Genomic DNA, 20,051 nt, shown 5'->3' on the forward strand with positions numbered 1-20,051 from the left:
GTTCCCGCGATGCCACCCGCAGCCCGGATGGGCGATCCCACCTCCCACGGAGGCACCATCGGCCCGCCTCCCGCGCCCGCTGCCCTCAAGGTGGCCACCGTGCTCATCGGCGGCAAACCCGCCGCGGTGACGGGAAGTCAGCACCTGTGCCCGCTGCTGCCGCACACCGTGCTGAGCGCGGGGAACGTGCTCATGCCCAGCCCGCCGCGCTCCGGCGTGGTGCTCATCGGCGGCCTGCCCGCCGCGCGGATGAACGACAAGACCACCTGCGGCGCGACAGTGGTCATCGGGGCGCCGAACGTGCTGATCGGAGGCCCGCTGTGAGCGAGCGCTTCATCGGCCGCGGCTGGGCCTTCCCGATGCGGGTCGGGGCGACCGGCGGCATCGCGATGGTCGAGCGGGAGCAGGAGATCGAGGAGGCGATCCGCCTCGTGCTGGGCACCGCGCCGGGCGAGCGCCCGATGCGCCCGGAATTCGGCTGCGGCATCCACGAGTACGTGTTCGCCCCGAGCGACGGCGCCACCGCCGGGCGCATCGCCCAGGAGGTGCGCAGCGCGCTGCGGCGCTGGGAGCCCCGGATCGACGTGACCGATGTGGTCGTCGCGTTCGACACCGTCGAAGAAGGCGTGCTGTACATCGACGTGCACTACACGCTGCGCGCCACCAACGACCGCCGGAACCTCGTCTTCCCCTTCTACACGATCCCGCACGGCGCGGCGGAGGGAGACGCGGACTGATGGCCCTGCCCCTGCCGAACCTGGACGACCGCCGGTTCCAGGAACTCGTCGACGAGGCGAAGCGCTACGTGCAGCAGCGCGCCCCGGAGTGGACCGACCACAACGTCTCCGATCCGGGCGTAACCCTCATCGAGACGTTCGCGCACATGGTGGACCAGCTCATCTACCGGCTGAACAGGGTGCCGGAGAAGAACTACCTGGCGTTCCTCGACCTGCTGGGCGTCCGGCTGTTCCCGCCGGCGGCGGCGCGGGCCGACGTGACCTTCTGGCTGTCGGCCGCGCAGCCGGAAACGGTGCTCCTCCCGCTGGGCACCGAGGTCGCCACCGCGCGTTCGGAGACCGAGGAGGCGGTCGTCTTCGCCACCACCGACGAACTGCCCATCGTGCCCTGCGAGCTGACGACGCTCGTGACGATCTCGGCCGCCGGGGCGCAGCAGAACCACACCGGCGACCTCGACGCGGGCAAGGACGTGCCGTGCTTCCAGGCGGAACCGGCCGTCGACGACGCCATGCTGTTCGGCCTCAGCAACGCCGTCCCGCGCTGCGTGATCGCGGTGCGGCTGGACAGCCAGGTCGAAGGCATCGGCGTCGATCCCCGGCAGCCACCGCTGGTGTGGGAATCGTGGGACGGGGTGCGCTGGACGGAGTGCGCGGTCTTCGACGACACCACCGGCGGCCTCAACCGGCCCGGCGAGGTGGTGCTGCAGGTACCCGCCGGGCACGCCCTGTCGTCGGTGGCGGGCGTCCGGGCGGGCTGGTTGCGCTGCCGCGTCGTGGCCCCGGAACAGAACCAGCCGTTCTACTCCGAGTCGCCGACCGTCCGGGTGGCGGAGGCGTTCACCATCGGCGGCACCACGACCGTCGAGCACGCCGAGACCGTCACCGACGTCCCGCTGGGCCTCTCCGAAGGCGTGCCGGGCCAACGGTTCCGGCTCGACCGGGCGCCGGTGCTCACCGACGCGGAGCCGGTCGTGGTGCAGGTCGCCGCGGACGACGGCTGGCAGGACTGGCACGTCGTGGAGCACTTCGGCAACTCCGGCCCCGCCGACCGGCACGTCACGCTCGACGCGACGAACGGCGAGTTCCTCTTCCCGCCCGCCGTCCGCGCGCCGGACGGCAGCCTGCGCAGGTACGGGGCGGTGCCGCCCAAGGGCGCGCACCTCAGGGTGGCGAAGTACCGCACGGGCGGCGGCCGATCGGGCAACGTGGCGCGCGGTGCGATCTCGGTGCTGCGCAGCTCGGTGCCCTATGTGTCCGATGTCGAGAACCGCGAGGCCGCAGGCGGCGGCGTCGACGGGGAGACCGTGGCGGAGGCGAAAGTGCGCGCGCCGCACCAGCTTCGGGTGCAGGAGCGGGCCGTGACCGCCGCGGATTACGAGCAGATCGCGTGGCAGGCGGCGCCGGCCGCGGCCCGGATCCGCTGCCTGCCCGCGGGCGCGGAGCACGAGCCGGGCGCGGCCCGCGTGCTGGTCGTGCCGAACGCCGTGGCCGACGCGGGCGACCAGCTGCGGTTCGAGCAGCTGATCCCCTCGCCGCAGCTGCTCGCCGCGATCGCGACCCGGCTCGACGAGCACCGGCTGCTGGGCACCCGCCTCGTCGTGGAGCCGCCGTTCTACCAGGGGATCACCGTCGTGGCGCGGATGCGTTCCGCGGAAGCCGACGTGAACCGGGTGAACCGGGACGCCCTCGCCGCGCTCTACCGGTACCTCAACCCGCTGCGCGGCGGCGCCGACGGCACCGGCTGGCCGTTCGGGCGGCCGGTCCAGGTCGGCGAGATCTTCGCCGTGCTCCAGCAGGTCGAGGGCGTCGAGCTGATCGACGAGATCCGGCTGTTCCCCGCCGATCCGATCACCGGTCAGCGGGGCACGCCGGTGGATCGCGTCGAGCTGGCCGCCCACGCGCTGGTCTTCTCCCACCAGCACCAGGTGCTGGTGGGTTCCGGGGATCCGGCGGAAGGCCAGGGGCCGCGATGAGCCGCCGCGCGGTACCCGACCTGCCCAGCCGCTACCCGCTCGGCGACCTTCTTCCCGCGCTGTACGCCGGGGACGACTTCGCCCAGCGGTTCACCGCGGGCCTGGACTCGGTCCTCGCCCCGATCGTGTCCACAATGGACAACATCGCGCGCTACTTCGACCCGCGCGTGGCGCCGGAGGACTTCGTGTCCTGGTTGGCCGGCTGGGTCTCGGTGGAGCTCGACCCGGCGTGGCCGCCGCCGCTGCGGCGGGCGGTGGTGATGCGCGCCGTCGAGCTGCACCGCCGCAACGGCACCGTGCGGGGGCTCGTGGACCGGCTTTGGCTGTGCGCCGGGGTGCACGCGCGGGTGCTCGACGGCCCGGGCGCGGTCTGGTCGACCCGGCCGGGCACCGCGCTGCCCGGCAACGCGATCACCCGGGCCGTGATCCAGGTCTGGCCGGGCCGCTCGGCGGTGGACCGGAAGCAGGTCGACGCGGTGGTCGAGGCGGCCTGCCCGATCCACCTCACCTGCACCGTCGAGGTCCTGCCCGGGCCGCCACAACGGGAAGGAGGATGACCTGATGCGCTCCTGTTCGACGTGCGGCGCCCAAGTCGCCCGCGGCGAGGACTTCTGCCCCACCTGCGGCGCCTACCTGGGCTGGGACAAGGGCTCCGAGCCCGAGCCACCCGCCCCGGACCCGTCCGCGCCGACGGCACGCATCCCGGTTCCGCAAACCCCTGTCCCGGCGGCACCCGAACCACCCGCGGAACCGGTCGCCGAGCCGGAACCGGCGCAACCGGCCGCCGTGCAACCGGCGAAGCCCGTCGCGCCGCGGCCCGAGACGAATACGCCAGTAGAGGCGCCCGCCGTCGAGGGCCCGCCGTGCGGCGCGTGCGGCACTCCCAACCCGCCCGAACGGCGTTTCTGCATCCGCTGCGCCGCGCCGCTCGTCCCGGATTCCGAAGCGCCGCAATCGAATCGCGCGCGCCGCCGGCGGCGCCGGATCGATCGCGGCAAGGTGTGGCGGCGGCTCGTCGTCCTTGCCGTGCTGATCATCCTGGTGATCGGCGGCGTCCTGCTCTACCCGACGGGCCGGGAGATCGTCGAGGACGTGCTCGACAAGACCTTCGGGGCGGCGCCGATCGGCCCGGTGAGCTCCAGCGCCAGCGGCGAGATGCCCGACCACCCGCGAGGCAAGGCCGTGGACGGGCTCAGGGACGTGTACTGGGGAACCGAGCGGCCCGGGGAATGGGCCGAGTTCAATTTCGATCACCCGTTCCGGCTGGTGGGCGTGCTGGTGAGCACCGGGCCGTCGCGGAGGGACGAGGAGTTCCGCAGCCAGGCCCGGCCATCCCGGCTGGAGATCACCGCCACCAGCTCCGACGGCCGGACCCGCACCGAGACCGTCGAGGTGCCCGACAGCCCGGCCACGCACGAGGTCCGCATCAAGACCAGCGACGTGATCAAGGTCCGGGTGCGCATCGAGACGGTGACGGGTCTGACCGAGGGCAAGCACATCGCGCTGGGCGAGCTCGAGTTCTTCGGGCGCAAGTGAGCGCCGGCTACTGCTCCAGGGGGCGGACGGTGAGGCTCTGCTGCGCGGTTCCGATCGGGCCCCGGGTGTCGTGCAGGACGCTGCTGGTGAGGCCCTGGCCGCGGCCGCCGAAGACGACGGTGGTGTCCAGCCCGGTCCAGCGGCCTTCCGGCTGGCGGTAGAGGTGGATCGACAGGTCGACGTTGGGGAACATCCACTTGGTCGGCTCCTGCCGCACGGCGATGCCGTTGGCCGTGTCGACGAGCGCCACGTAGGACGCCACCGGGCTGACCGGCTCGCCGGCCACCAGGTCGGTCCGGGTGGACACCCAGGCCGTGTTGCGCCCGGGCCGGGGCGTGCCGACGGGCCGGGTGTCCAGCGACGCGATGAAACCGCCCGGCCACAGCGAGTTCATCGGCCAGGAGGCCAGCGATTCGGGGGCCGGCAGCGGATCGGGCTCGCCCCCGGCGGCCGCGCCGGTGTCCAGCTCCGCCAGGAACCACGCGCGAGCCCGGACCACGGGGCGACCGGCGATGATCGCGGTGGCCTCCACCAGCTCGATGGTGCGGCCCGGCCGGGTCGTCTCCACCTGGATCTCGAACTCGTCGAGCGCGATCTTGCCCAGGATGTCGAAGCTGATGCGGCTGATCAGCAGGTCGGGCCGACCGGCACGCGCGCGCTCGATGGCGTGGACGAGGAGCCCGCCCAGCGGGCTGAAGTGCTGCTCGTCGTTCCGCCACGCGCCGCTGGCGTGGGTGGTCGGTTTGAAGCGATGCGCGTCGAGCCGCTCGAAGTAGCTGGGCGTGCTCTCGGATGCCTCGGTCAACGCGGTCCTCTCCCCATGCTTGGCGGCGCAACTGGTCAGGACTACAGGATATGGACCGGATGGCCTAACACCTGGTGAGCATCGCCACAGCCGCACCGGTCAGTCGGCCGGGTCTTCGCTCGGCCGCCGCCGCTTCGGGACCTCGATCGCTTCGACGATCACGCCGACGGTGTCCTGGGTGTCGAAGTAGGCGAATCCGCCATCGCCGTCGAGGCCGTAACCGCGCCCGGACTGCAGCAGCGGGATGCCGCTGTCCCGGAAGTCCTCGATCGCCTCGGCGATCGAGTCGACGTGGAAACCGAGGTGGTGCAGCCCGTGGCCGCGCTCCCGGAGCCACTCGTGGTAGATGCTCGGCCCGCGCAGGGGCTCGATCAGTTCCACCTGCGGCCCGGTGCCGGCCAGCGCGACCCGCATCGCGAACCCGGCTGCGGCGCCCTGGTAGGTGAGGTCTTGCACCGTCTCGGGCCCGTAGGTGTAGACGAGCCAGTCGTCCTCGCCGAGCAGCGGGCTCCAGGTTCGCATCCCGGCGCGCAGATCGGGCACCAGGATGCCCACCTGCGCGACCGGCCGGGACCGCAAGCTCGGCGGCAGGAGTTCCTTCCGCGCTGGATCCATGTTCTCGCTTCTCCTCTTCGGGTTGATGGACGGCCCGCGTCCTCATTGGACAGATCGCGGGCGCGGGGAAAACCGGATGCCCGTGGCGGGAGCCGCTCGCTACCGTCACGCCATGACCGAAGGTGATCTCGTCCCCGATTGGCTGCGGCTCAACCGCGCGAACTGGGACGACCGCGTGGGAATCCACTCCGCCAGCGACTTCTACGACCTCTCCGCGTTCCGGGCCGGCGCCTCGACCCTGCGGTCGTTCGAGCGCGCCGAGGCAGGTGACGTGTCCGGGCGCAGGCTGCTGCACCTGCAGTGCCACATGGGTCAGGACACTCTGTCCTGGGCCCGGCTCGGCGCCGACACCACCGGCCTGGACTTCTCCGAGCCGGCCATCCGCACCGCCCGCACGCTCGCCGAGGACACCCGGCTGTCCGGGCGCGCCCGCTTCGTCGTCGCGGATGTCCACGAGGCCAGGACAGCCCTCCAGGAACAGCGCTTCGACATCGTCTACACCGGCATAGGCGCGCTCGTGTGGCTGCCCGACCTGGACCGCTGGGCGCAGATCGTCGCCTCGCTGCTGAACCCGGGCGGTTTCCTCTACCTCGTGGAACTTCACCCGTTCAGCGACGTGCTCGGCGAGGACGGTCGCGCGGTGGAGCACGACTACTTCGACACGCGAGGCCTGCACATCGACCACCCGCACACCTACACGGGAGGCCCGGCGCTCACCCACACCCGCTCGGTGCAATGGCATCACCCGCTCGGCGAGGTGCTCACCGCACTGGCGAACGCGGGACTGCGCTTGGACTTCCTGCACGAGCACGACGTCACGTTGTTCCAGCGCTTCCCGGTGCTGGAGCAGCGCGGTGACGAGTTCCGCTTCCCCGAAGGCCATGCGCGCGTCCCCCTGCTGTACTCGCTGCGGGCAACCCGTCCGGACACCTGATCCCGGCGGGCGCCGACCGGTCCCGGCCGGCGCCCGTCGGCTCCCGGGTCAGGCGGTCGCGACGCGCTCGGGTTGCGACCTGTCGGCCCGGACGCCGGCGGTCTCGTGCAGCCGCCACGCGGACACGAACGTCACCAGCCCCATCAAGACCAGGAACACCGAAATCGAGGCGGATGTGCCGGTCGTGGCGAACAGCGTCGTCATGAGGAACGGCGTGCCACCGCTGACCACGATCGCGCCCAGCTGGTAGGCCAGGGACGCGCCGGAGTAGCGGATCCGCGGCGGGAACAACTCCGCGAGATACGCGGCGAGCGGACCGTAGGTCAGGGCGGAGCCGATCAGGCCGACCGTGGTGGCGATCGCGATCAGCGGCAGCGATGCGGTGTCGACCAACCAGAAGAGCGGGAATCCCCAGAGCGCGACCAAGCCGGAGCCGGCGAGGATCAGCGGCCGGCGGCCGAACCGGTCCGACAGCGCACCGCTGATCAAGATCGCGAACACCATCACACCGGTCGCCACCAGTGAAATCATCAGCAGCGGCGTCCGGGCCACGCCGAGGTTTCGGGTCGCGTAGTCCAGCAGGCCTGAGATGCACGCGTAGAAGATGGCGTTGGTGGCGAACAGCAGACCGGTGCCGAGCAGCACGATCCGCTTGTGGTTGCGCAGCACCTCCGACAGCGGCGCCTGCTCGACCGCCTCCGAGTTGGCCTTGCGCTGCTGCTCCAGCTGCCGGTAGACGGGACCGTCCTCGACCTTGAGCTGGATGTAGAGCACCACCGGTGCCAGCACCGCGCTGGCCAGGAACGGGATTCGCCAGCCCCACGAAGCGAACTGCTCGGTGCTGGTGGCGGCGGTGACGGCCAGGAACACCACGTTGCCCAGGATCACGCCCAGCGGCACGCCCATCTGCCCGAACGTGCCGGCGAAGCCGCGGCGCCTGGGTTCGGCGTTCTCGGTCAGCAGCAGCACGATCCCGCCCCACTGTCCGCCGACGGCGATGCCTTGCAGGAAGCGCAGCACCACCAGCGCGAGCGGCGCCAGCACGCCGACGGTGCTGCTGGCGGGCAGCAGGCCGATGAGGAACGTCGCCGATCCCATCATCATCAGGCAGATCACGACGGCGCGTTTCCGGCCCACCTTGTCGCCCAGGTTGCCGAAGATCAGCCCGCCGATCGGGCGCGCGACGAAGCCGGCCCAGAACGTCGCGAACGACAGCAGCACCCCCACCAGCGGCGAAGCGCCGGGGAAGAACAGCGGTCCGAACACCAGCGCTGCCGCGGTGGCGTAGATGAAGAAGTCGTACCACTCGATGGAGCTGGCGATCAGGCCGGCGGCCATCAGCCTGCGGCGGGCTCTGAGATCCGGTGCCTCGGTCGTTGCGGCGTTCTGCGCCATGGTCGGTCACCTCGTTGTGAGTAGGAAGTGATTTCTTCAATGTGCTTGCGTGGCGGTGCGGGTGGCGGCCCCCCTGCGGGAGTTACGGCCGCCGCCTGGACTCCGGGATCCCCGACTTGTGTATGACCAATACGCGGCATCGGGGCTGTCCTCGCCAAGAGCCCAGGGGCGGGCCGCTGCCTGAGAACCCGCGGCGGTGCAAGCTGAGTCCCACACCGCATGCGGCTGACGCCGCATTCTCGAAGGACCGCTGAGGAACTGATTTCGAAGCGCGTTCGGGTAGCACGCGTCCGGTGGGCGCGGCGTCATCGAGAGATTCGTTGCCGATCAGGCCATGTGCAGGCCGCCGTTGACGTGGATGACCTCGCCCTGCACGAAAGCGGCGGCGGAACCGCACAGGAAGGCCACCACGGAGGCGACCTCGCCGGGCTTGCCGAGTCGGCCCATCGGGGTGGCCGCGATCAGGTCCCCGCCCTTGGCGGCGACGAGGTCGTTCGTCATCGGCGTTTCGATGATCCCGGGCGAAACCACGTTGATCCGCGCGCGGTCGCCCAGTTCCCAGGCCAGACTTCGGGAGAAGGACAGCAGCGCGCCCTTGGTGGCGGCGTAGTGGGCGTGCCGCGCGCTGCCGCGGTGCCCGGCGACGGAGGCGATGGGCACGATCGAGCCGCCGCGGTTGAGGTGCGGCAGGGCCGCGCGGACGAGGAAGAAGACGCCGTCGAGGTTGATCGACACGACGCGGTGCCACTGCTCGTCGGTCATCTCGGCGACCGGCTGCTCGGGGTAGATCCCGGCGGCGGGAACCAGGTGGTCGATGCCGCCGAACCGCTCGACCGCGAACCGGACGAACTCGTCGTTGGCGGCGGAGGAAGCGGCGTCGAGCACGAAGGTGGCGGTCCGGGCACCGGTTGGATCCAGCGTCGCCGCCAGCTCGCGCAGGGCTTCCCCGTCGAGATCGCCGAGCACGAGGTTCGCGCCCGCGTCGAAGAACTGCCGGGCGATCTCGCGGGCGATGGAACCGCCCGCCCCGGAGAGCACCAGAGTTTTTCCTTGGAAATCAGTCATGTTCGTCCTCGGCGAAGAGTTCTGGGTGCTTGGCCAGTTCCAGGCGGGTGCGCCGGATGTGGCCGGTGAGGAAGCGCTCTGCGTCGACGCCGTCGGCGCGCTTGACCGCTTCGATGATGAGCCGGTGCTCGAAGTTGATGAGCTGGTGCCCCGCCGAGTCGATGACCCGCGCGTAGGCACGCCGGTAGTGCTGGGTGGTGTTCCAGAAGCGGTGCACCATCGAGGTGAGCTCGCGGTTGCCGCATCCGGCGTAGGTCGCCAGGTGCAGTTCGCGGTCCAGCAGCAGGAACCGGTCGACGTCGGTGTTGTCCTCGATCTCGTCCTGGATCCGCTCCATGCGGGCGATGTCGCCGGCGGTGAGGTTCGGGACGCTCTCGCTGAGCGCGAGCGGTTCGATGCGTTCGCGGATCTTGTAGATCCCCTCGCACTCGTTCATGTCCAGTTTGGACACCCAGGCGCCGGTGTTGGACTTCAGCACCGCGAGTCCTTCGGCGGCCAGGATCCGCAGCGCCTCGCGGACCGGCAACCGGCTGGCGCCGAGCCGGGCGGCCACGTCCTCCTGCCGGATCCGCGTGCCGGGCGCCAGTTCCCCGTTGAGGATCATGCTCCGCAGGTGCTCGGCGACCCGCTGGCTCGCCACCGTCGACGCCGTTGCCTTCTCGGACACGATCTCTCCTCAGTGTTCTCTAGCCCTGTTCTTCCCGCTGAGGTTGCCATAGCAGAACCGGGGCGTTTTCCTCGTAGGCCTTTCCGTCCGGGTAGGACACCAGCTCCAGCTGCATGCCCCAGGGCGTCAGGAAGTACACCCACCGCTGGCCCGCGCTGGCGCCGGAGCTGGTCGTGGGCTCGCCCAGCACGCGAACGCCGTGGCTACGCAGGTGCGCGACGGCCGCGTCGAGGTCGGTGACGTAGAAGGCCAGGTGGTGGCCCCCGACGTCGCTGTTGCGCGGCTGGGCCGTGCGCTGGTCCGGCGCTTCGTACTCGAAGATCTCGAAGTTGGGGCCGTTGGCGCACCGGAAGAACCGCAGTTCCCGCATCACGGTGCGGGGATGCACGTCCAGGTGCTCGGCCATCCATTCGCCGTCGGAGCGGAACGGGCCCAGGGAGTACACCAGCTCGCAGCCGATCACGTCCACGAAGAACCTGGTGGCCTCTTCCAGGTCGGGCACCGTGAATCCGACGTGCTCGACACCGGCCAGGCCGGGCAGCCCGCCGGGGCGCGGTCCGGGCATCGCGACCATCACCTCCACATCGAGGGGAACGACCATTGGATCCAATGGCGAAGTTGCGACAAGTTTCAGCCAGCACCAACGACCTGTCAATACGCAGTTTCAAGGGGCGTTTCAGAGCGAGGCGCGGGCACGCGTGAGCCACGCCCACCTGGAACACAGGGCGCCGATTTCGCGCGAAATCACCACTCCACGCGGCGACGAGGTGGCGATTTCGCGCGAAATCGCCACCGGCGCCAGGGCCCGGGCGCCCCTTGGGATGACCTTGCGCGGAGCCCTCCGGAACGACCCCTTAGGCGGATCTTGAACCACGCCCTCGCTGACTTAGGACTTGAAAATGGATCCAATCGATGCCACCGTTGGATCCATCTTCCGCCCGCCGCGCCGATAGCCGCGGCCGGCGCCCCGCCATCCCTGAAGGACGCCCGGCCCCGCCGGGTCGCACAGGAGAGTGCCATGCCTGAACACCGCAAGCTGACCGCGTCATCGCCGTGGATCGAGGTGACCACCACCGAGCCGGACTGGGCGGCCGCCGACCCGCGGCTGCTGCGGTCGATGTTCGCCCAGACGCTGCTGATCCGGGCCTTCGAGGAGTACGTCCTCGAACTCGCCGGCCAGGGCCTGATCCACGGCCCGGCTCACTCCAGCATCGGGCAGGAAGGCGGGGCCGTCGGCTCGATCCTGCCGCTGACCAGCAGCGACTTCGTCAACGGATCGCACCGCGGGCACCACCAGTTCCTGGCCAAGGCGCTCGGCCACGTCGCGCCGGAGGGCATCGACCCGCGGCAGCCGACCGACCCGGCGGTCTCCGAGGTGCTGTCCCGCAGCCTGGCGGAGATCTGCGGCCTGTCGCGCGGCTTCTGCCGCGGCCGCGGCGGCTCGATGCACCTGCAGTGGAAGGAAGCCGGGGCGATGGGCACCAATGCCATCGTCGGCGGCGGAGTCCCGCAGGCGGCCGGGTTCGCCTGGGCGGCCAAGCAGGCCGGGACCGACGCGGTGTCGGTGACCTACTTCGGCGACGGGGCGGTCAACATCGGCTCGGTGCTGGAGACCATGAACCTCGCCGCGGCATGGCGGCTGCCGGTGTGCTTCTTCATCGAGAACAACCGGTACGCGGTGTCCACCCACGTCGACGAGGTGACGGCCGAGCCCCGCCTGTCGGCGCGCGGACTCGGGTTCAACATCCCGAGCTGGCGGGTCGACGGGATGGATCCGCTGGCCGTGCACATGGCCATGACCGAAGCCGTGGCGCACATGCGCTCCGGCGCGGGCCCCACCATCGTCGAGGCCGACGTCTACCGCTACTTCCACCAGAACGGGCCGTTCCCGGGCAGCGCGTTCGGCTATCGCACCAAGGCAGAGGAGCAGGAGTGGCGGGCCCGCGACCCGCTGGCCCGGCTCGCCGAGCGGCTGGTGGCGCGCGGCATCCTCGGCGCCGACGACGTCGAGGATGCCACCGAGCGGGCCAAGCGGCTGATGGCGTCGATCGGCGACGAGATCCTCGAAGCCGATCCGCAGGGCAAGCCCGGCCGGCGGCGGATCAAGCCCGGCGAATGGCCGGACCCGGCGTTCCGGGACGTCGGGGTGCGCGGTGACCTCGGCGAGTTCACCGGCGCCCGCATCGCCGACCGCGACACCTTCACCGGCCGCACCGACCGGCGCAAGTTCATCGATGTGGTCTCCGAGGTGATGCGCCGGCGCATGGACGTCGACCCGGTGGTGGTCCTCGGCGAGGACGTGCACCGGCTCAAGGGCGGCACCAACGGGGCCACGCGAGGACTGGCCGAGGCGCACCCGGACCGGGTACTCGGCACTCCGATCAGCGAGAACGCCTTCACCGGCCTCGCAGGCGGCATCGCCCTCGACGGGCGTTACACGCCGGTCGTCGAGCTGATGTACGCCGACTTCATGTGGGTGGCGGCCGACCAGATCTTCAACCAGATCGGCAAGGCGCGGCACATGTTCGGCGGCGACAGCGACGTTCCGCTCGTGCTGCGCAGCAAGGTCGCGATGGGCACCGGCTACGGCTCGCAGCACTCGATGGATCCCGCCGGGATCTTCGCCACGGCGCCCGGCTGGCGCATCGTCGCGCCCTCCACGCCGTTCGACTACGTGGGCCTGATGAACAGCGCCCTGCGGTGCAAGGACCCGGTGGTGGTGATCGAGCACGTCGACCTCTACGGCTCGGTCGGCGAGGGCCCGGTCGACGACTTCGACTACTGCCTGCCGGTCGGCAAGGCCGCGGTCCGCCGCACCGGCTCGGACATCACCGTGCTGACCTACCTGGCGACGACCGGGTACGCGCTGGACGCGGTCGAGCGGCTGGGCACCGTCGACGCCGAGATCATCGACCTGCGCTGGCTGGACCGGGCCAGCATCGACTGGGAGACCATCGGCGCCAGCATCCGCAAGACGAACAACGTGCTCATCGCCGAACAGGGCCCGCCCGGCACCTCCTACGGCGCGTGGCTCGCCGACGAGATCCAGCGCCGCTTCTTCGACTGGCTCGACCAGCCGGTGCAACGGGTGCACGGCGCTGAGGCCTCGCCGAGCATCAGCAAGGTGCTCGAACGCGCAGCGATCGCGCAGACCGACGAAATCGTCGACCGGCTCAAGAACATCACCGGCCGCTGACCCGAGGCACCTACAGTCCGTTTTCCAAGCGGCGCTAGCCGCTTACGGTGTGAGACTCACCTTGCACCGCCGCGGGTTCTCAGACGGTGCCCACCCCGCTGGGTTCTCTGCGAGGACAGCCCCAGCGCCGCGTATTGGACATACATAAGTCGGGGATCCCACAGCGAGGCGGCGGCCGTAACTCCCGCAGGGGGGCCGCTACAGGCACCGCTACGCAAACCACTTTCGAAACGCTCCTTAGGGGTAAAACATGGCCGAGCTTCTCCGCGTGCCCGAGGTGGCCGCCGACACCGCGGAAGTCGTGCTGTCGACCTGGCAGCTCACCGAGGGCGCCGCGTTCGCCGAGGGCGACGCGCTCGTCGCGGTCGAGACCGACAAGGCCGAGGTCGAGATCAGCGCCGATTCCGCAGGAGTGCTGCTGAAAACCCTGTACGAGCCGGGTTCCGAGGTCGCCGTCGGGGCCGCGATCGCGGTGCTCGGCGCCGACGGCGAGCACATCGCAGACGTCGATGCCCTGCTGACGGAGCTGGGTGTCGCGGTCGCGCGGCCGGCGGAGACCAAGCAGCCGGTTCGGCGGGAGATCCCGGAATCCCGGCCTGCACCGGCACAATCCGCCGACCGCGGCGGCCGGATCTTCGCCAGCCCGCTGGCCCGGCGGCAGGCCAAGGAGGCGGGCCTGGACCTGGCCGAGCTGACCGGCACCGGCCCGGGCGGCCGGATCGTGCGCCGCGACATCGAGGCCGCCATCGCCGCACGACGGCAGGAGCCACCGGAAGCCTCGCCGCAGCAGGCCGAATCCCCGCAGCCCGCACCGCGTTCCGATGCTTACGAGGACGTTCCGCACAGCCGGATGCGCAGGGCGATCGCGGCCCGGCTCACCGAGAGCAAGCAGACCACCCCGCACTTCTACCTGCGGGCCCGAATCCAGGTCGAAGCGCTGCTGGCGCTGCGCGAGCAGGTCAACTCGACCGGCCCGGTGCGGGTCTCGGTCAACGACCTGCTGATCAAGGCGGTCGCCAAGGCGCATGCCGCGGTGCCGGGGATGAACGCGATCTGGCTGCCCGACGCCATCCGCCGGTTCCACCACGTCGACGTCTCCGTCGCCGTCGCGACCGGCGGCGGGCTGGTGACGCCCGTGCTGCGCGGCGTCGAGGACATGTCGGTCTCGGCGATCGCCGGGCGGATGCGCGATTACGTCGACAGAGCCAAGAACGGCGGGCTCCGCCCCGAGGAACTGCAGGGCGGCTCGATCACGATCTCCAACCTGGGCATGTTCGGGGTGGCGGAGTTCGACGCCATCATCAACCCGCCGCAGGCGGCGATCCTGGCGGTCGGGGCCGTCCGGGAAGAGGCGGTGGTCCGCGACGGCCAGGTGGTGCCCGCCGAGGTGATCGACGTGGTGCTGTCGGTAGACCACCGGCCCGCGGACGGCGCCCTGGCGGCCAAGTGGCTCGACGCGTTCACCAAGACCGTCGAAAATCCCCTGCAGATCCTGATCTGATCGACGCCTTCCGGGGCCGGCCGGTGAGCAGGCCCCGGAAATCGGTCCCGAAAGGGAATCTCATTCGATCACAACAGGTTCTTGACAGCTCGTCCCTACCGTTCCAGGGCATGAGATCACGCACCCTGGCGGCCGTGCTCGCCGCAAGTGCCGCACTGACCTGGGCACCCGCCGCGCACGCCGCCGAAACTCCCGTCGTGTCCACCGCCGACGTCCTGCCGCACCTGCAGGAGTTCCAGCGGATCGCGGACCGCAACGGCGGCAACCGGGCGCACGGCACCCGCGGGTACCAGGAATCCCTGGACTACGTGAAGGAACGGCTCGACGCAGCGGGTTTCCGGACCTCCGTCGAGGAGTTCGAGCACGACGGCGCCAAGGGCTACAACCTGATCGCGGACTGGCCGGGCGGCGACGAGAACCAGGTGGTGCTCCTGGGCGCCCACCTCGACAGCGTGCCCGCCGGCCCGGGGATCAGCGACAACGCCACCGGTTCGGCCGCGATCCTGGCCACCGCGCTGGCCGTGAGCGAGGCGCATCTGGCCCCGGCCAAGCACCTCCGGTTCGCCTGGTGGGGCGCGGAGGAGCCAGGGCTGATCGGCTCCGCGAAGTACGTGGCGGCGCGCACGCCCGAGGAGCTGGCGAAGATCGCGGTGTACCTCAACTTCGACATGACCGGCTCCAAGGGCGACCGGCAGTGGCTGGTGATCCACGCGGGCGCGCCCGCGACGGACGTGTTCGAACGCCACTTCGCCGACCGGGGCATCCCGACATTCGACATCGGCGTGGGCGGCTCGGACCACGAGTCCTTCGACGCGGCCGGGGTGCCGGTGTCCGGGTTCACCAACGGCATCGGCGCGTGCATCCACGACGCCTGCGACACGATCGACAACGTCGATCCGGAAGCCGAGGTCATCAGCACGAACGCCATCATCCAGGCGGTCTGGAGCGTGGCCGGTGCGTAACCGACTCCTCGTGACAGGCGCCGTCGCCGGCGTCATGACGCTGGGCATCGCGACCGCGTCGGCCCAGCCCGGCAGCGGCGGCCTGGGCGACCCGTACTTCCCGGACGACGGGAACTCCGGCTACGACGTGACCCGCTACGACGTCGGCATCAGCTACGACCCGGCCAGGCCGGGCTATCTGGAAGGCGACACCACGGTGACCGCGACTGCGAGCGCGGAGCTGGACGACTTTCACCTCGACCTGTCCGGATTTCAGGTCACCGAGGTGTCCGTCGACGGCGTCGCCGCGAAGTCGTTCGGCCGCGCGGGCGAGCACGAGCTGGTGATCACCCCCGCCAGCCCCATCGCCGCGGGTGCTTCGTTCGCCGTGCGCGTCCGGTACTCCGGGCAGCCGGGCGGTGGCGGCTGGCACACGTTCCCCAACGGCGGCGCCAACGCGTTGGGCGAGCCGCATTCGGCCACGTCGTGGTACCCGGCCAACGACCACCCGTCCGACAAGGCCGCGTTCCACCTGACGGCCACCGTCCCCGAGGGCTGGACGGTGATCGGCAACGGGCTGCCCGGCGAGACCACCACCGCCGGCGGCAAGGCGACCTTCCGGTGGCACGAAGACCAGCCGATCGCGACCTACCTGACGACGGTCGCGATCGACAAGTTCACCGTTCGAACGTCCAAGCTCTCCGACGGCACGCCGGTCATCAACGCCTACTCCCCCGGCACGCAGATCGACCCGGCCACCGAGGAGCAATACGTCGAGATCATGGACGTGCTGGCCGAGAAGTTCGGGAAGTACCCGTTCTCCTCAGCGGGCAGCATCGTGCTCGGCCAGAGCTCCGGGGAGAACCCGGGCGCACTGGAAACCCAGACCCGGCCGACGTACTTCGGCGCCATCTTCGACTACCCGCTGCTGCACGAGAACACCCACCAGTGGTTCGGCGACAACGTGTCGTTCACCGACTGGCGCGACGGCTGCATAGCCGAGTGCTTCGCCCAGTACTCCCCCCAGCTGTGGCAGGAGCACAACGGCGTCGACATCGACAAGTCGTTCTACAAATCCACTGTGGAGAAAGAGCGGAACAATCCGGATTTCTGGTCGGTGAAGCTGTACGACCCGGGCCCGGAGAACCCGCTGCACCAAGCCTTGTACGACAAGGGCTCGCTGATGGTGCACGCGCTGCGCCGGAGCATCGGCGACGAGGCGTTCTTCGGCACCCTCCAGCAGTGGCAGACCAGGTACGCGGGCGGCAACGCCTCCTGGCCGAAGTTCGAGGAGCTGGCGAAGGAAGTGTCCGGGAAGGACCTCGACGGCTTCTTCGAAGCCTGGGCGCACAGCACGACGATCCCGCCCGAGCAGTACCTCTACCCGGCAGGCCGCTGACCGCCGAGCCTTCTATCACACCTGTGATAGTGTGCGGCAATGCCAGCAGACCTGGTCAGGGAGTTGCTTGAGCGTCGACCGGGATTCGTCGTTTCCGCACGACGAATCCCGGTCTTCCGCCCGGTGGCCGAACAGGGCCGGTGTGCCCAGGGGCGTTCTCGACGAGCCGACACCGAACCGACCATCCAGTGACCTGGTACGCGCACTGTCAGGGATTGTCGTACTGCAAAGGGAGATCGGTTGTGCCCGCGTGGCTGTTCGCACTGCTCGCAGCGGCTTTCGTCTTCTACACCGATGATTACGTGATCGCGGGTGTTCTTCCGGAGATCGCGCGAGATCTGGGTGTCAGCGAGGCGCACGCCGGGCAGCTGGTGACCGTCTTCTCCCTCACCGTCGCTCTCGCCGCGCCGATCGCCGGAGTCACCCTGGCCCGGGTGTCCCGCCGGTACCTGTTCACCACCTCGTTCGTGATCTTCGTCGTGGCGAACCTCCTGGCGGCCACCGCAACCAGCTTCGGCCTGCTGGTGACCCTGCGGGTCGTGGCGGCGATCGCGGCGGCGGCGTCCACCCCGGCGGTGTTCGCCTACGCCGCCGAGCGAGCTCCGGAAAGCCACATCGGCAGGTACGTCGCAGTTGTGGCGCTCGGCGTCACGGGCTCGATCGCGGCCGGCGTCCCGATCGGCACCTGGATCGGCGGCCATTGGGGCTGGCGAACGACATTCGTCTCGATGGCGGTGGCCGGAGCCGCGGCGCTGGCATTCTTGCTCGCAACCCTGCCTCGCGAGCGCGGCGAGGCCGGCGACGTGCCGAGCATCCCCGAACAGTTGCGCGCTCTCGCCAGCGCGCCGGTATCGCTCGGGCTCATGGCGAACTGCGCGCTCATGACCGGATCGATGATGATGCTCACCTACACGGCCCCCTACCTCGACGCGGTGAGCAACGCCGGCGTCGATCAGCGCGCGCTCTCCTTCAGCTCGTCCGGGTTGGCCGGCATCGTCTGCATCTGGGCAGGCGGGAAGGCCACCGACCGGTGGGGTTCGGACCGCACGCTGGTCGCCGGGATCGGCACCTTCACCGGCATCATGGTGCTCTTGGGCGTGCTCTGGTTCGCCCGCCCTGTACCGTTTTCCGTCCTCCTCGTGGTGGGAACGGTCTGGGGCGGCATGGCCTTCTGGAATTCCCCGGCGATCCAAGCGCGCCTCCACCTGCTCGCCGGACCGGCCGCACCGCAGGCATTGGCGCTCAACACGTCGGGCACGTACCTCGGAGTCTCGTTGGGCGGAGCCATCGGAGGGTTGACCCTGAGCAGCCTGGGGGCCGGACTGCTGCCGGCCGTCGCGGCAGTCCTCGGACTGAGCGCATTGGCGCTGCTGGCACTCGCCATCGGCGCCGCGAAGAAAACGCCGAGCGGTGCGGCAACTGCAACGCAACGCTGAACCCGCAGCGGCGCGGGCCTCGACGTTCGCGCCATTCCGGACCTGATGCCGTGGGTGCGCGACGTGCAGCACTTCCCGCTACCTGCCGCTGACCGGCGAGCGGGGCCGCGAGCCTTTTGGCGCGCCACAGACTCACGGCCCACACCCACCCCTTCAGAGCCAGACGAGGCGGAGGTCTCGGATCAACGAGAAGCATTCCAGCGCGCCTTCGGCGGAGTCGGAGTTGCCGGTCCAGCCGTGCGGGCTGACGAACACCGCGCCCGGACCGTCGGCGCCGGGAGCACGGCGAAAGTCCAGGCCCCACAGGTAGATCCGCGCGTCGGTGACCCCATCACCATCGCGCGCGACTTCGCACAACGCGAACTTCCTCGGCTGGTGAGCCCCGGCCAGGTCCTCCAGCACGGCCGGAAGCTCGTCCTCACCCCAAGGGCCCAACGAAAAACGCCGCTCCAACATCCCGACTCCCATCTGCCGATCAACCTGCAAGAAGGTTAGCGAGAAACTTGCTCCTTAACAGTCGCTGATCCAGGTGATCGATCTTCCGGTAGCCGATTTGGGTGCAGCGGGGTGCCAAGATGAGCAACATGGCGATGCCCCCGGACTCGAAGGTGCTCAAGATCCAGATCGGGATCGAGTTGCGCCGCTTGCGCGAGAACGCAGGTCACACAGCAGCCGAAGCAGCAGAGGCCCTGGGCGGCGCGGTACCCAAGATCAGCAAGATCGAGAACGGCAAGCAGGCCGCCACGCCAGAAGAAGTCGAGAAGCTGGCCGACCTCTACGGCACACCAGCGAAACGCCGGAAGTACCTGGTGGGACTCGCAGCGCAGGTCCCGAAACGCAGTCGTCGCCGAACCATGTACCGCGACGCCGTACCAGACTGGTTCCAGCGTTTCCTGGCGCTGGAAAGCGACGCATCGGAAATTCACAACTACGAACTCGAGACTGTCACGGGGTTGCTGCAGACGGAGGACTACGCTCGCTCGACGATCCGAAACTGGGAACCTGCCGCAGATCCTCGGTTGATCGAGAGCCAGGTTCAAACCCGCATGCAGCGCCAAGCGATCCTGCAGAAGGCAAGCAAGCTACAGATCTTGGACATGGTGGTCAGCGAAGCCGCACTTCGACGGGTTCAGGGCAGCAGGGAGATCATGCGTGCCCAGCTGCATCATTTGCTCGATCTCTCGGAGCAGCCCAAGGTCGAGCTTCGAGTAATGCCGTTCGAAGCAGCAAGCCGGATAACGGTTCTCTCCTCCTTCACGCTCTTCCAACTCTCCCAGCAGGAACTGTCGGCTGTTTACCTGGAAGACGTTCTCGGCGCGACCTACCTCTGGGAACCAGACGAGTACACGCGCTACAGCGTCGTCTACGGACGCCTCAGAGCGGCCGCTCTCCCGCCCTCGGAATCCCGGGACCTCATCTATAAGGTGGCAACGACACACCAGTGAGTGACCAGGAGGGGTAACAATGCCTACCCCGGATTTCACCGGCGCAACTTGGCGCAAGAGCAGCTACAGCGGCTCCAACGGCGGCCAGTGCATCGAAGTGGCATGGCGCAAGAGCAGCCGTAGTGGTTCCAACGGCGCTGCGTGCGTCGAGGTTGCTGTTCAGTCGGCTGTCGTCGGTGTTCGGGACTCTAAGGATCCCGATGGCCCGGTGCTCGTCTTCGACTCCGGCTCCTTCGCGCGGTTCCTCGGCACCTTGAAGGGCTAAGCACGCAGAAGCCTGGTCAGAGCTCGTGAGTGGTTTGGAGTGCCATGGCGCTCCAAACCACTCACGACCCGTGACCTGCGGATATCTCTACCCGAAGCCTTCAGAGCCAACTTCCGGAGGATTGCGCGCGCGCCGGGGCTG

The 20,051-nt window shown here is 69.7% G+C and carries 20 protein-coding genes; 13 read left to right on the forward strand and 7 right to left on the reverse strand.

Going from position 1 to position 20,051, the window contains the following annotated elements:
• Positions 1-9 precede the first annotated feature (9 nt).
• The 5 genes from BLW84_RS11315 to BLW84_RS11335 are packed head-to-tail and all read left to right on the forward strand — an operon-like array spanning position 10 to position 4,246.
• Positions 10-324: a PAAR domain-containing protein gene (locus tag BLW84_RS11315; RefSeq protein WP_093264694.1), complete on the forward strand. Its 315-nt coding sequence runs from the start codon at positions 10-12 to the stop codon at positions 322-324.
• Positions 321-737, forward strand: a complete 417-nt coding sequence (locus BLW84_RS11320; protein WP_093264697.1) for a GPW/gp25 family protein — start codon at positions 321-323, stop codon at positions 735-737. The genes BLW84_RS11315 and BLW84_RS11320 overlap by 4 nt, the downstream gene beginning before the upstream one ends.
• Positions 737-2,710, forward strand: coding sequence for a putative baseplate assembly protein (locus tag BLW84_RS11325; RefSeq protein WP_093264700.1), 1,974 nt, complete (start codon positions 737-739; stop codon positions 2,708-2,710). Before BLW84_RS11320 ends, BLW84_RS11325 begins: the two co-directional genes overlap by 1 nt.
• Positions 2,707-3,267, forward strand: a complete 561-nt coding sequence (locus BLW84_RS11330; RefSeq protein ID WP_093264702.1) for a phage tail protein — start codon at positions 2,707-2,709, stop codon at positions 3,265-3,267. Before BLW84_RS11325 ends, BLW84_RS11330 begins: the two co-directional genes overlap by 4 nt.
• Before the next feature lie 4 nt (positions 3,268-3,271).
• Entirely contained in the window at positions 3,272-4,246 is a 975-nt protein-coding gene (locus BLW84_RS11335) for an NADase-type glycan-binding domain-containing protein (RefSeq protein WP_093264706.1), read from the forward strand.
• A gap of 7 nt (positions 4,247-4,253) precedes the next feature.
• Here the strand turns inward: BLW84_RS11335 and BLW84_RS11340 are convergent, their stop codons facing one another.
• Both BLW84_RS11340 and BLW84_RS11345 read right to left on the reverse strand, forming a co-directional pair.
• Positions 4,254-5,051 (reverse strand): thioesterase family protein, encoded by a 798-nt coding sequence (locus tag BLW84_RS11340; protein WP_093264708.1) that lies wholly within the window; start codon positions 5,049-5,051, stop codon positions 4,254-4,256.
• A 99-nt stretch (positions 5,052-5,150) separates the two neighbouring features.
• A complete protein-coding gene (locus BLW84_RS11345) occupies positions 5,151-5,666 on the reverse strand; it encodes a VOC family protein (RefSeq protein WP_093264710.1) in 516 nt (171 codons plus the stop codon).
• 112 nt (positions 5,667-5,778) lie between these two features.
• Here BLW84_RS11345 and BLW84_RS11350 point away from each other — a divergent pair, with 112 nt between their 5' ends.
• Positions 5,779-6,600 carry a class I SAM-dependent methyltransferase gene (locus tag BLW84_RS11350; protein ID WP_093264712.1) on the forward strand — a complete coding sequence of 274 codons (822 nt, stop codon included), beginning with the start codon at positions 5,779-5,781 and terminating at the stop codon, positions 6,598-6,600.
• Between the two features lie 48 nt (positions 6,601-6,648).
• Here BLW84_RS11350 and BLW84_RS11355 read toward each other — a convergent pair whose 3' ends face one another.
• From BLW84_RS11355 to BLW84_RS11370, 4 genes are all read right to left on the reverse strand, one after another.
• Positions 6,649-7,995, reverse strand: a complete 1,347-nt coding sequence (locus BLW84_RS11355) for an MFS transporter (RefSeq protein ID WP_093264715.1) — start codon at positions 7,993-7,995, stop codon at positions 6,649-6,651.
• Between the two features lie 327 nt (positions 7,996-8,322).
• Positions 8,323-9,060: an SDR family NAD(P)-dependent oxidoreductase gene (locus BLW84_RS11360; RefSeq protein WP_093264717.1), complete on the reverse strand. Its 738-nt coding sequence runs from the start codon at positions 9,058-9,060 to the stop codon at positions 8,323-8,325.
• Positions 9,053-9,727, reverse strand: coding sequence for a GntR family transcriptional regulator (locus BLW84_RS11365; protein ID WP_093264720.1), 675 nt, complete (start codon positions 9,725-9,727; stop codon positions 9,053-9,055). The genes BLW84_RS11360 and BLW84_RS11365 overlap by 8 nt, the downstream gene beginning before the upstream one ends.
• A gap of 19 nt (positions 9,728-9,746) precedes the next feature.
• On the reverse strand, positions 9,747-10,328 hold the full coding sequence (locus tag BLW84_RS11370; protein ID WP_245761072.1) for a VOC family protein: 582 nt from the start codon (positions 10,326-10,328) through the stop codon (positions 9,747-9,749).
• A 417-nt stretch (positions 10,329-10,745) separates the two neighbouring features.
• On the opposite strand from BLW84_RS11370, the gene BLW84_RS11375 reads away from it, so the two are divergent.
• From BLW84_RS11375 to BLW84_RS11395, 5 genes are all read left to right on the forward strand, one after another.
• Positions 10,746-12,923: an alpha-ketoacid dehydrogenase subunit alpha/beta gene (locus BLW84_RS11375; RefSeq protein WP_093264722.1), complete on the forward strand. Its 2,178-nt coding sequence runs from the start codon at positions 10,746-10,748 to the stop codon at positions 12,921-12,923.
• 250 nt (positions 12,924-13,173) lie between these two features.
• A complete protein-coding gene (locus tag BLW84_RS11380) occupies positions 13,174-14,424 on the forward strand; it encodes a 2-oxo acid dehydrogenase subunit E2 (RefSeq protein ID WP_093264725.1) in 1,251 nt (416 codons plus the stop codon).
• 110 nt (positions 14,425-14,534) lie between these two features.
• A complete protein-coding gene (locus BLW84_RS11385) occupies positions 14,535-15,386 on the forward strand; it encodes a M28 family peptidase (protein WP_093264728.1) in 852 nt (283 codons plus the stop codon).
• Positions 15,379-16,764 (forward strand): M1 family metallopeptidase, encoded by a 1,386-nt coding sequence (locus BLW84_RS11390; RefSeq protein WP_218157279.1) that lies wholly within the window; start codon positions 15,379-15,381, stop codon positions 16,762-16,764. Before BLW84_RS11385 ends, BLW84_RS11390 begins: the two co-directional genes overlap by 8 nt.
• A 242-nt stretch (positions 16,765-17,006) precedes the next feature.
• Positions 17,007-18,200 carry an MFS transporter gene (locus BLW84_RS11395; protein ID WP_093264730.1) on the forward strand — a complete coding sequence of 398 codons (1,194 nt, stop codon included), beginning with the start codon at positions 17,007-17,009 and terminating at the stop codon, positions 18,198-18,200.
• 153 nt (positions 18,201-18,353) lie between these two features.
• On the opposite strand, the gene BLW84_RS11400 is transcribed toward BLW84_RS11395, so the two are convergent.
• Positions 18,354-18,656, reverse strand: coding sequence for a hypothetical protein (locus BLW84_RS11400; RefSeq protein ID WP_143060924.1), 303 nt, complete (start codon positions 18,654-18,656; stop codon positions 18,354-18,356).
• A gap of 119 nt (positions 18,657-18,775) precedes the next feature.
• On the opposite strand from BLW84_RS11400, the gene BLW84_RS11405 reads away from it, so the two are divergent.
• Together BLW84_RS11405 and BLW84_RS11410 are read left to right on the forward strand one after the other, a co-directional pair.
• On the forward strand, positions 18,776-19,645 hold the full coding sequence (locus BLW84_RS11405; protein WP_245761073.1) for a helix-turn-helix domain-containing protein: 870 nt from the start codon (positions 18,776-18,778) through the stop codon (positions 19,643-19,645).
• Positions 19,646-19,664: 19 nt separating this feature from the next.
• Entirely contained in the window at positions 19,665-19,910 is a 246-nt protein-coding gene (locus tag BLW84_RS11410; RefSeq protein WP_093264736.1) for a DUF397 domain-containing protein, read from the forward strand.
• The last annotated feature ends 141 nt before the right edge of the window (positions 19,911-20,051 follow it).

It is taken from the genome of Saccharopolyspora shandongensis, assembly GCF_900106995.1.
GTDB classification, from domain to species: domain Bacteria; phylum Actinomycetota; class Actinomycetes; order Mycobacteriales; family Pseudonocardiaceae; genus Saccharopolyspora; species Saccharopolyspora shandongensis.

Bases quoted from the DNA above. Each gene is read 5' to 3' on its own strand.
- BLW84_RS11315 (WP_093264694.1), top strand. From the start codon at position 10: ATGCCACCCGCAGCCCGGATGGGCGATCCCACCTCCCACGGAGGCACC.
- BLW84_RS11325 (WP_093264700.1), top strand. From the start codon at position 737: ATGGCCCTGCCCCTGCCGAACCTGGACGACCGCCGGTTCCAGGAACTC.
- BLW84_RS11330 (WP_093264702.1), top strand. From the start codon at position 2,707: ATGAGCCGCCGCGCGGTACCCGACCTGCCCAGCCGCTACCCGCTCGGC.
- BLW84_RS11335 (WP_093264706.1), top strand. From the start codon at position 3,272: ATGCGCTCCTGTTCGACGTGCGGCGCCCAAGTCGCCCGCGGCGAGGAC.
- BLW84_RS11345 (WP_093264710.1), bottom strand. From the start codon at position 5,666: ATGGATCCAGCGCGGAAGGAACTCCTGCCGCCGAGCTTGCGGTCCCGG.
- BLW84_RS11350 (WP_093264712.1), top strand. From the start codon at position 5,779: ATGACCGAAGGTGATCTCGTCCCCGATTGGCTGCGGCTCAACCGCGCG.
- BLW84_RS11355 (WP_093264715.1), bottom strand. From the start codon at position 7,995: ATGGCGCAGAACGCCGCAACGACCGAGGCACCGGATCTCAGAGCCCGC.
- BLW84_RS11360 (WP_093264717.1), bottom strand. From the start codon at position 9,060: ATGACTGATTTCCAAGGAAAAACTCTGGTGCTCTCCGGGGCGGGCGGT.
- BLW84_RS11370 (WP_245761072.1), bottom strand. From the start codon at position 10,328: ATGGTCGTTCCCCTCGATGTGGAGGTGATGGTCGCGATGCCCGGACCG.
- BLW84_RS11375 (WP_093264722.1), top strand. From the start codon at position 10,746: ATGCCTGAACACCGCAAGCTGACCGCGTCATCGCCGTGGATCGAGGTG.
- BLW84_RS11380 (WP_093264725.1), top strand. From the start codon at position 13,174: ATGGCCGAGCTTCTCCGCGTGCCCGAGGTGGCCGCCGACACCGCGGAA.
- BLW84_RS11385 (WP_093264728.1), top strand. From the start codon at position 14,535: ATGAGATCACGCACCCTGGCGGCCGTGCTCGCCGCAAGTGCCGCACTG.
- BLW84_RS11400 (WP_143060924.1), bottom strand. From the start codon at position 18,656: ATGTTGGAGCGGCGTTTTTCGTTGGGCCCTTGGGGTGAGGACGAGCTT.
- BLW84_RS11405 (WP_245761073.1), top strand. From the start codon at position 18,776: ATGAGCAACATGGCGATGCCCCCGGACTCGAAGGTGCTCAAGATCCAG.
- BLW84_RS11410 (WP_093264736.1), top strand. From the start codon at position 19,665: ATGCCTACCCCGGATTTCACCGGCGCAACTTGGCGCAAGAGCAGCTAC.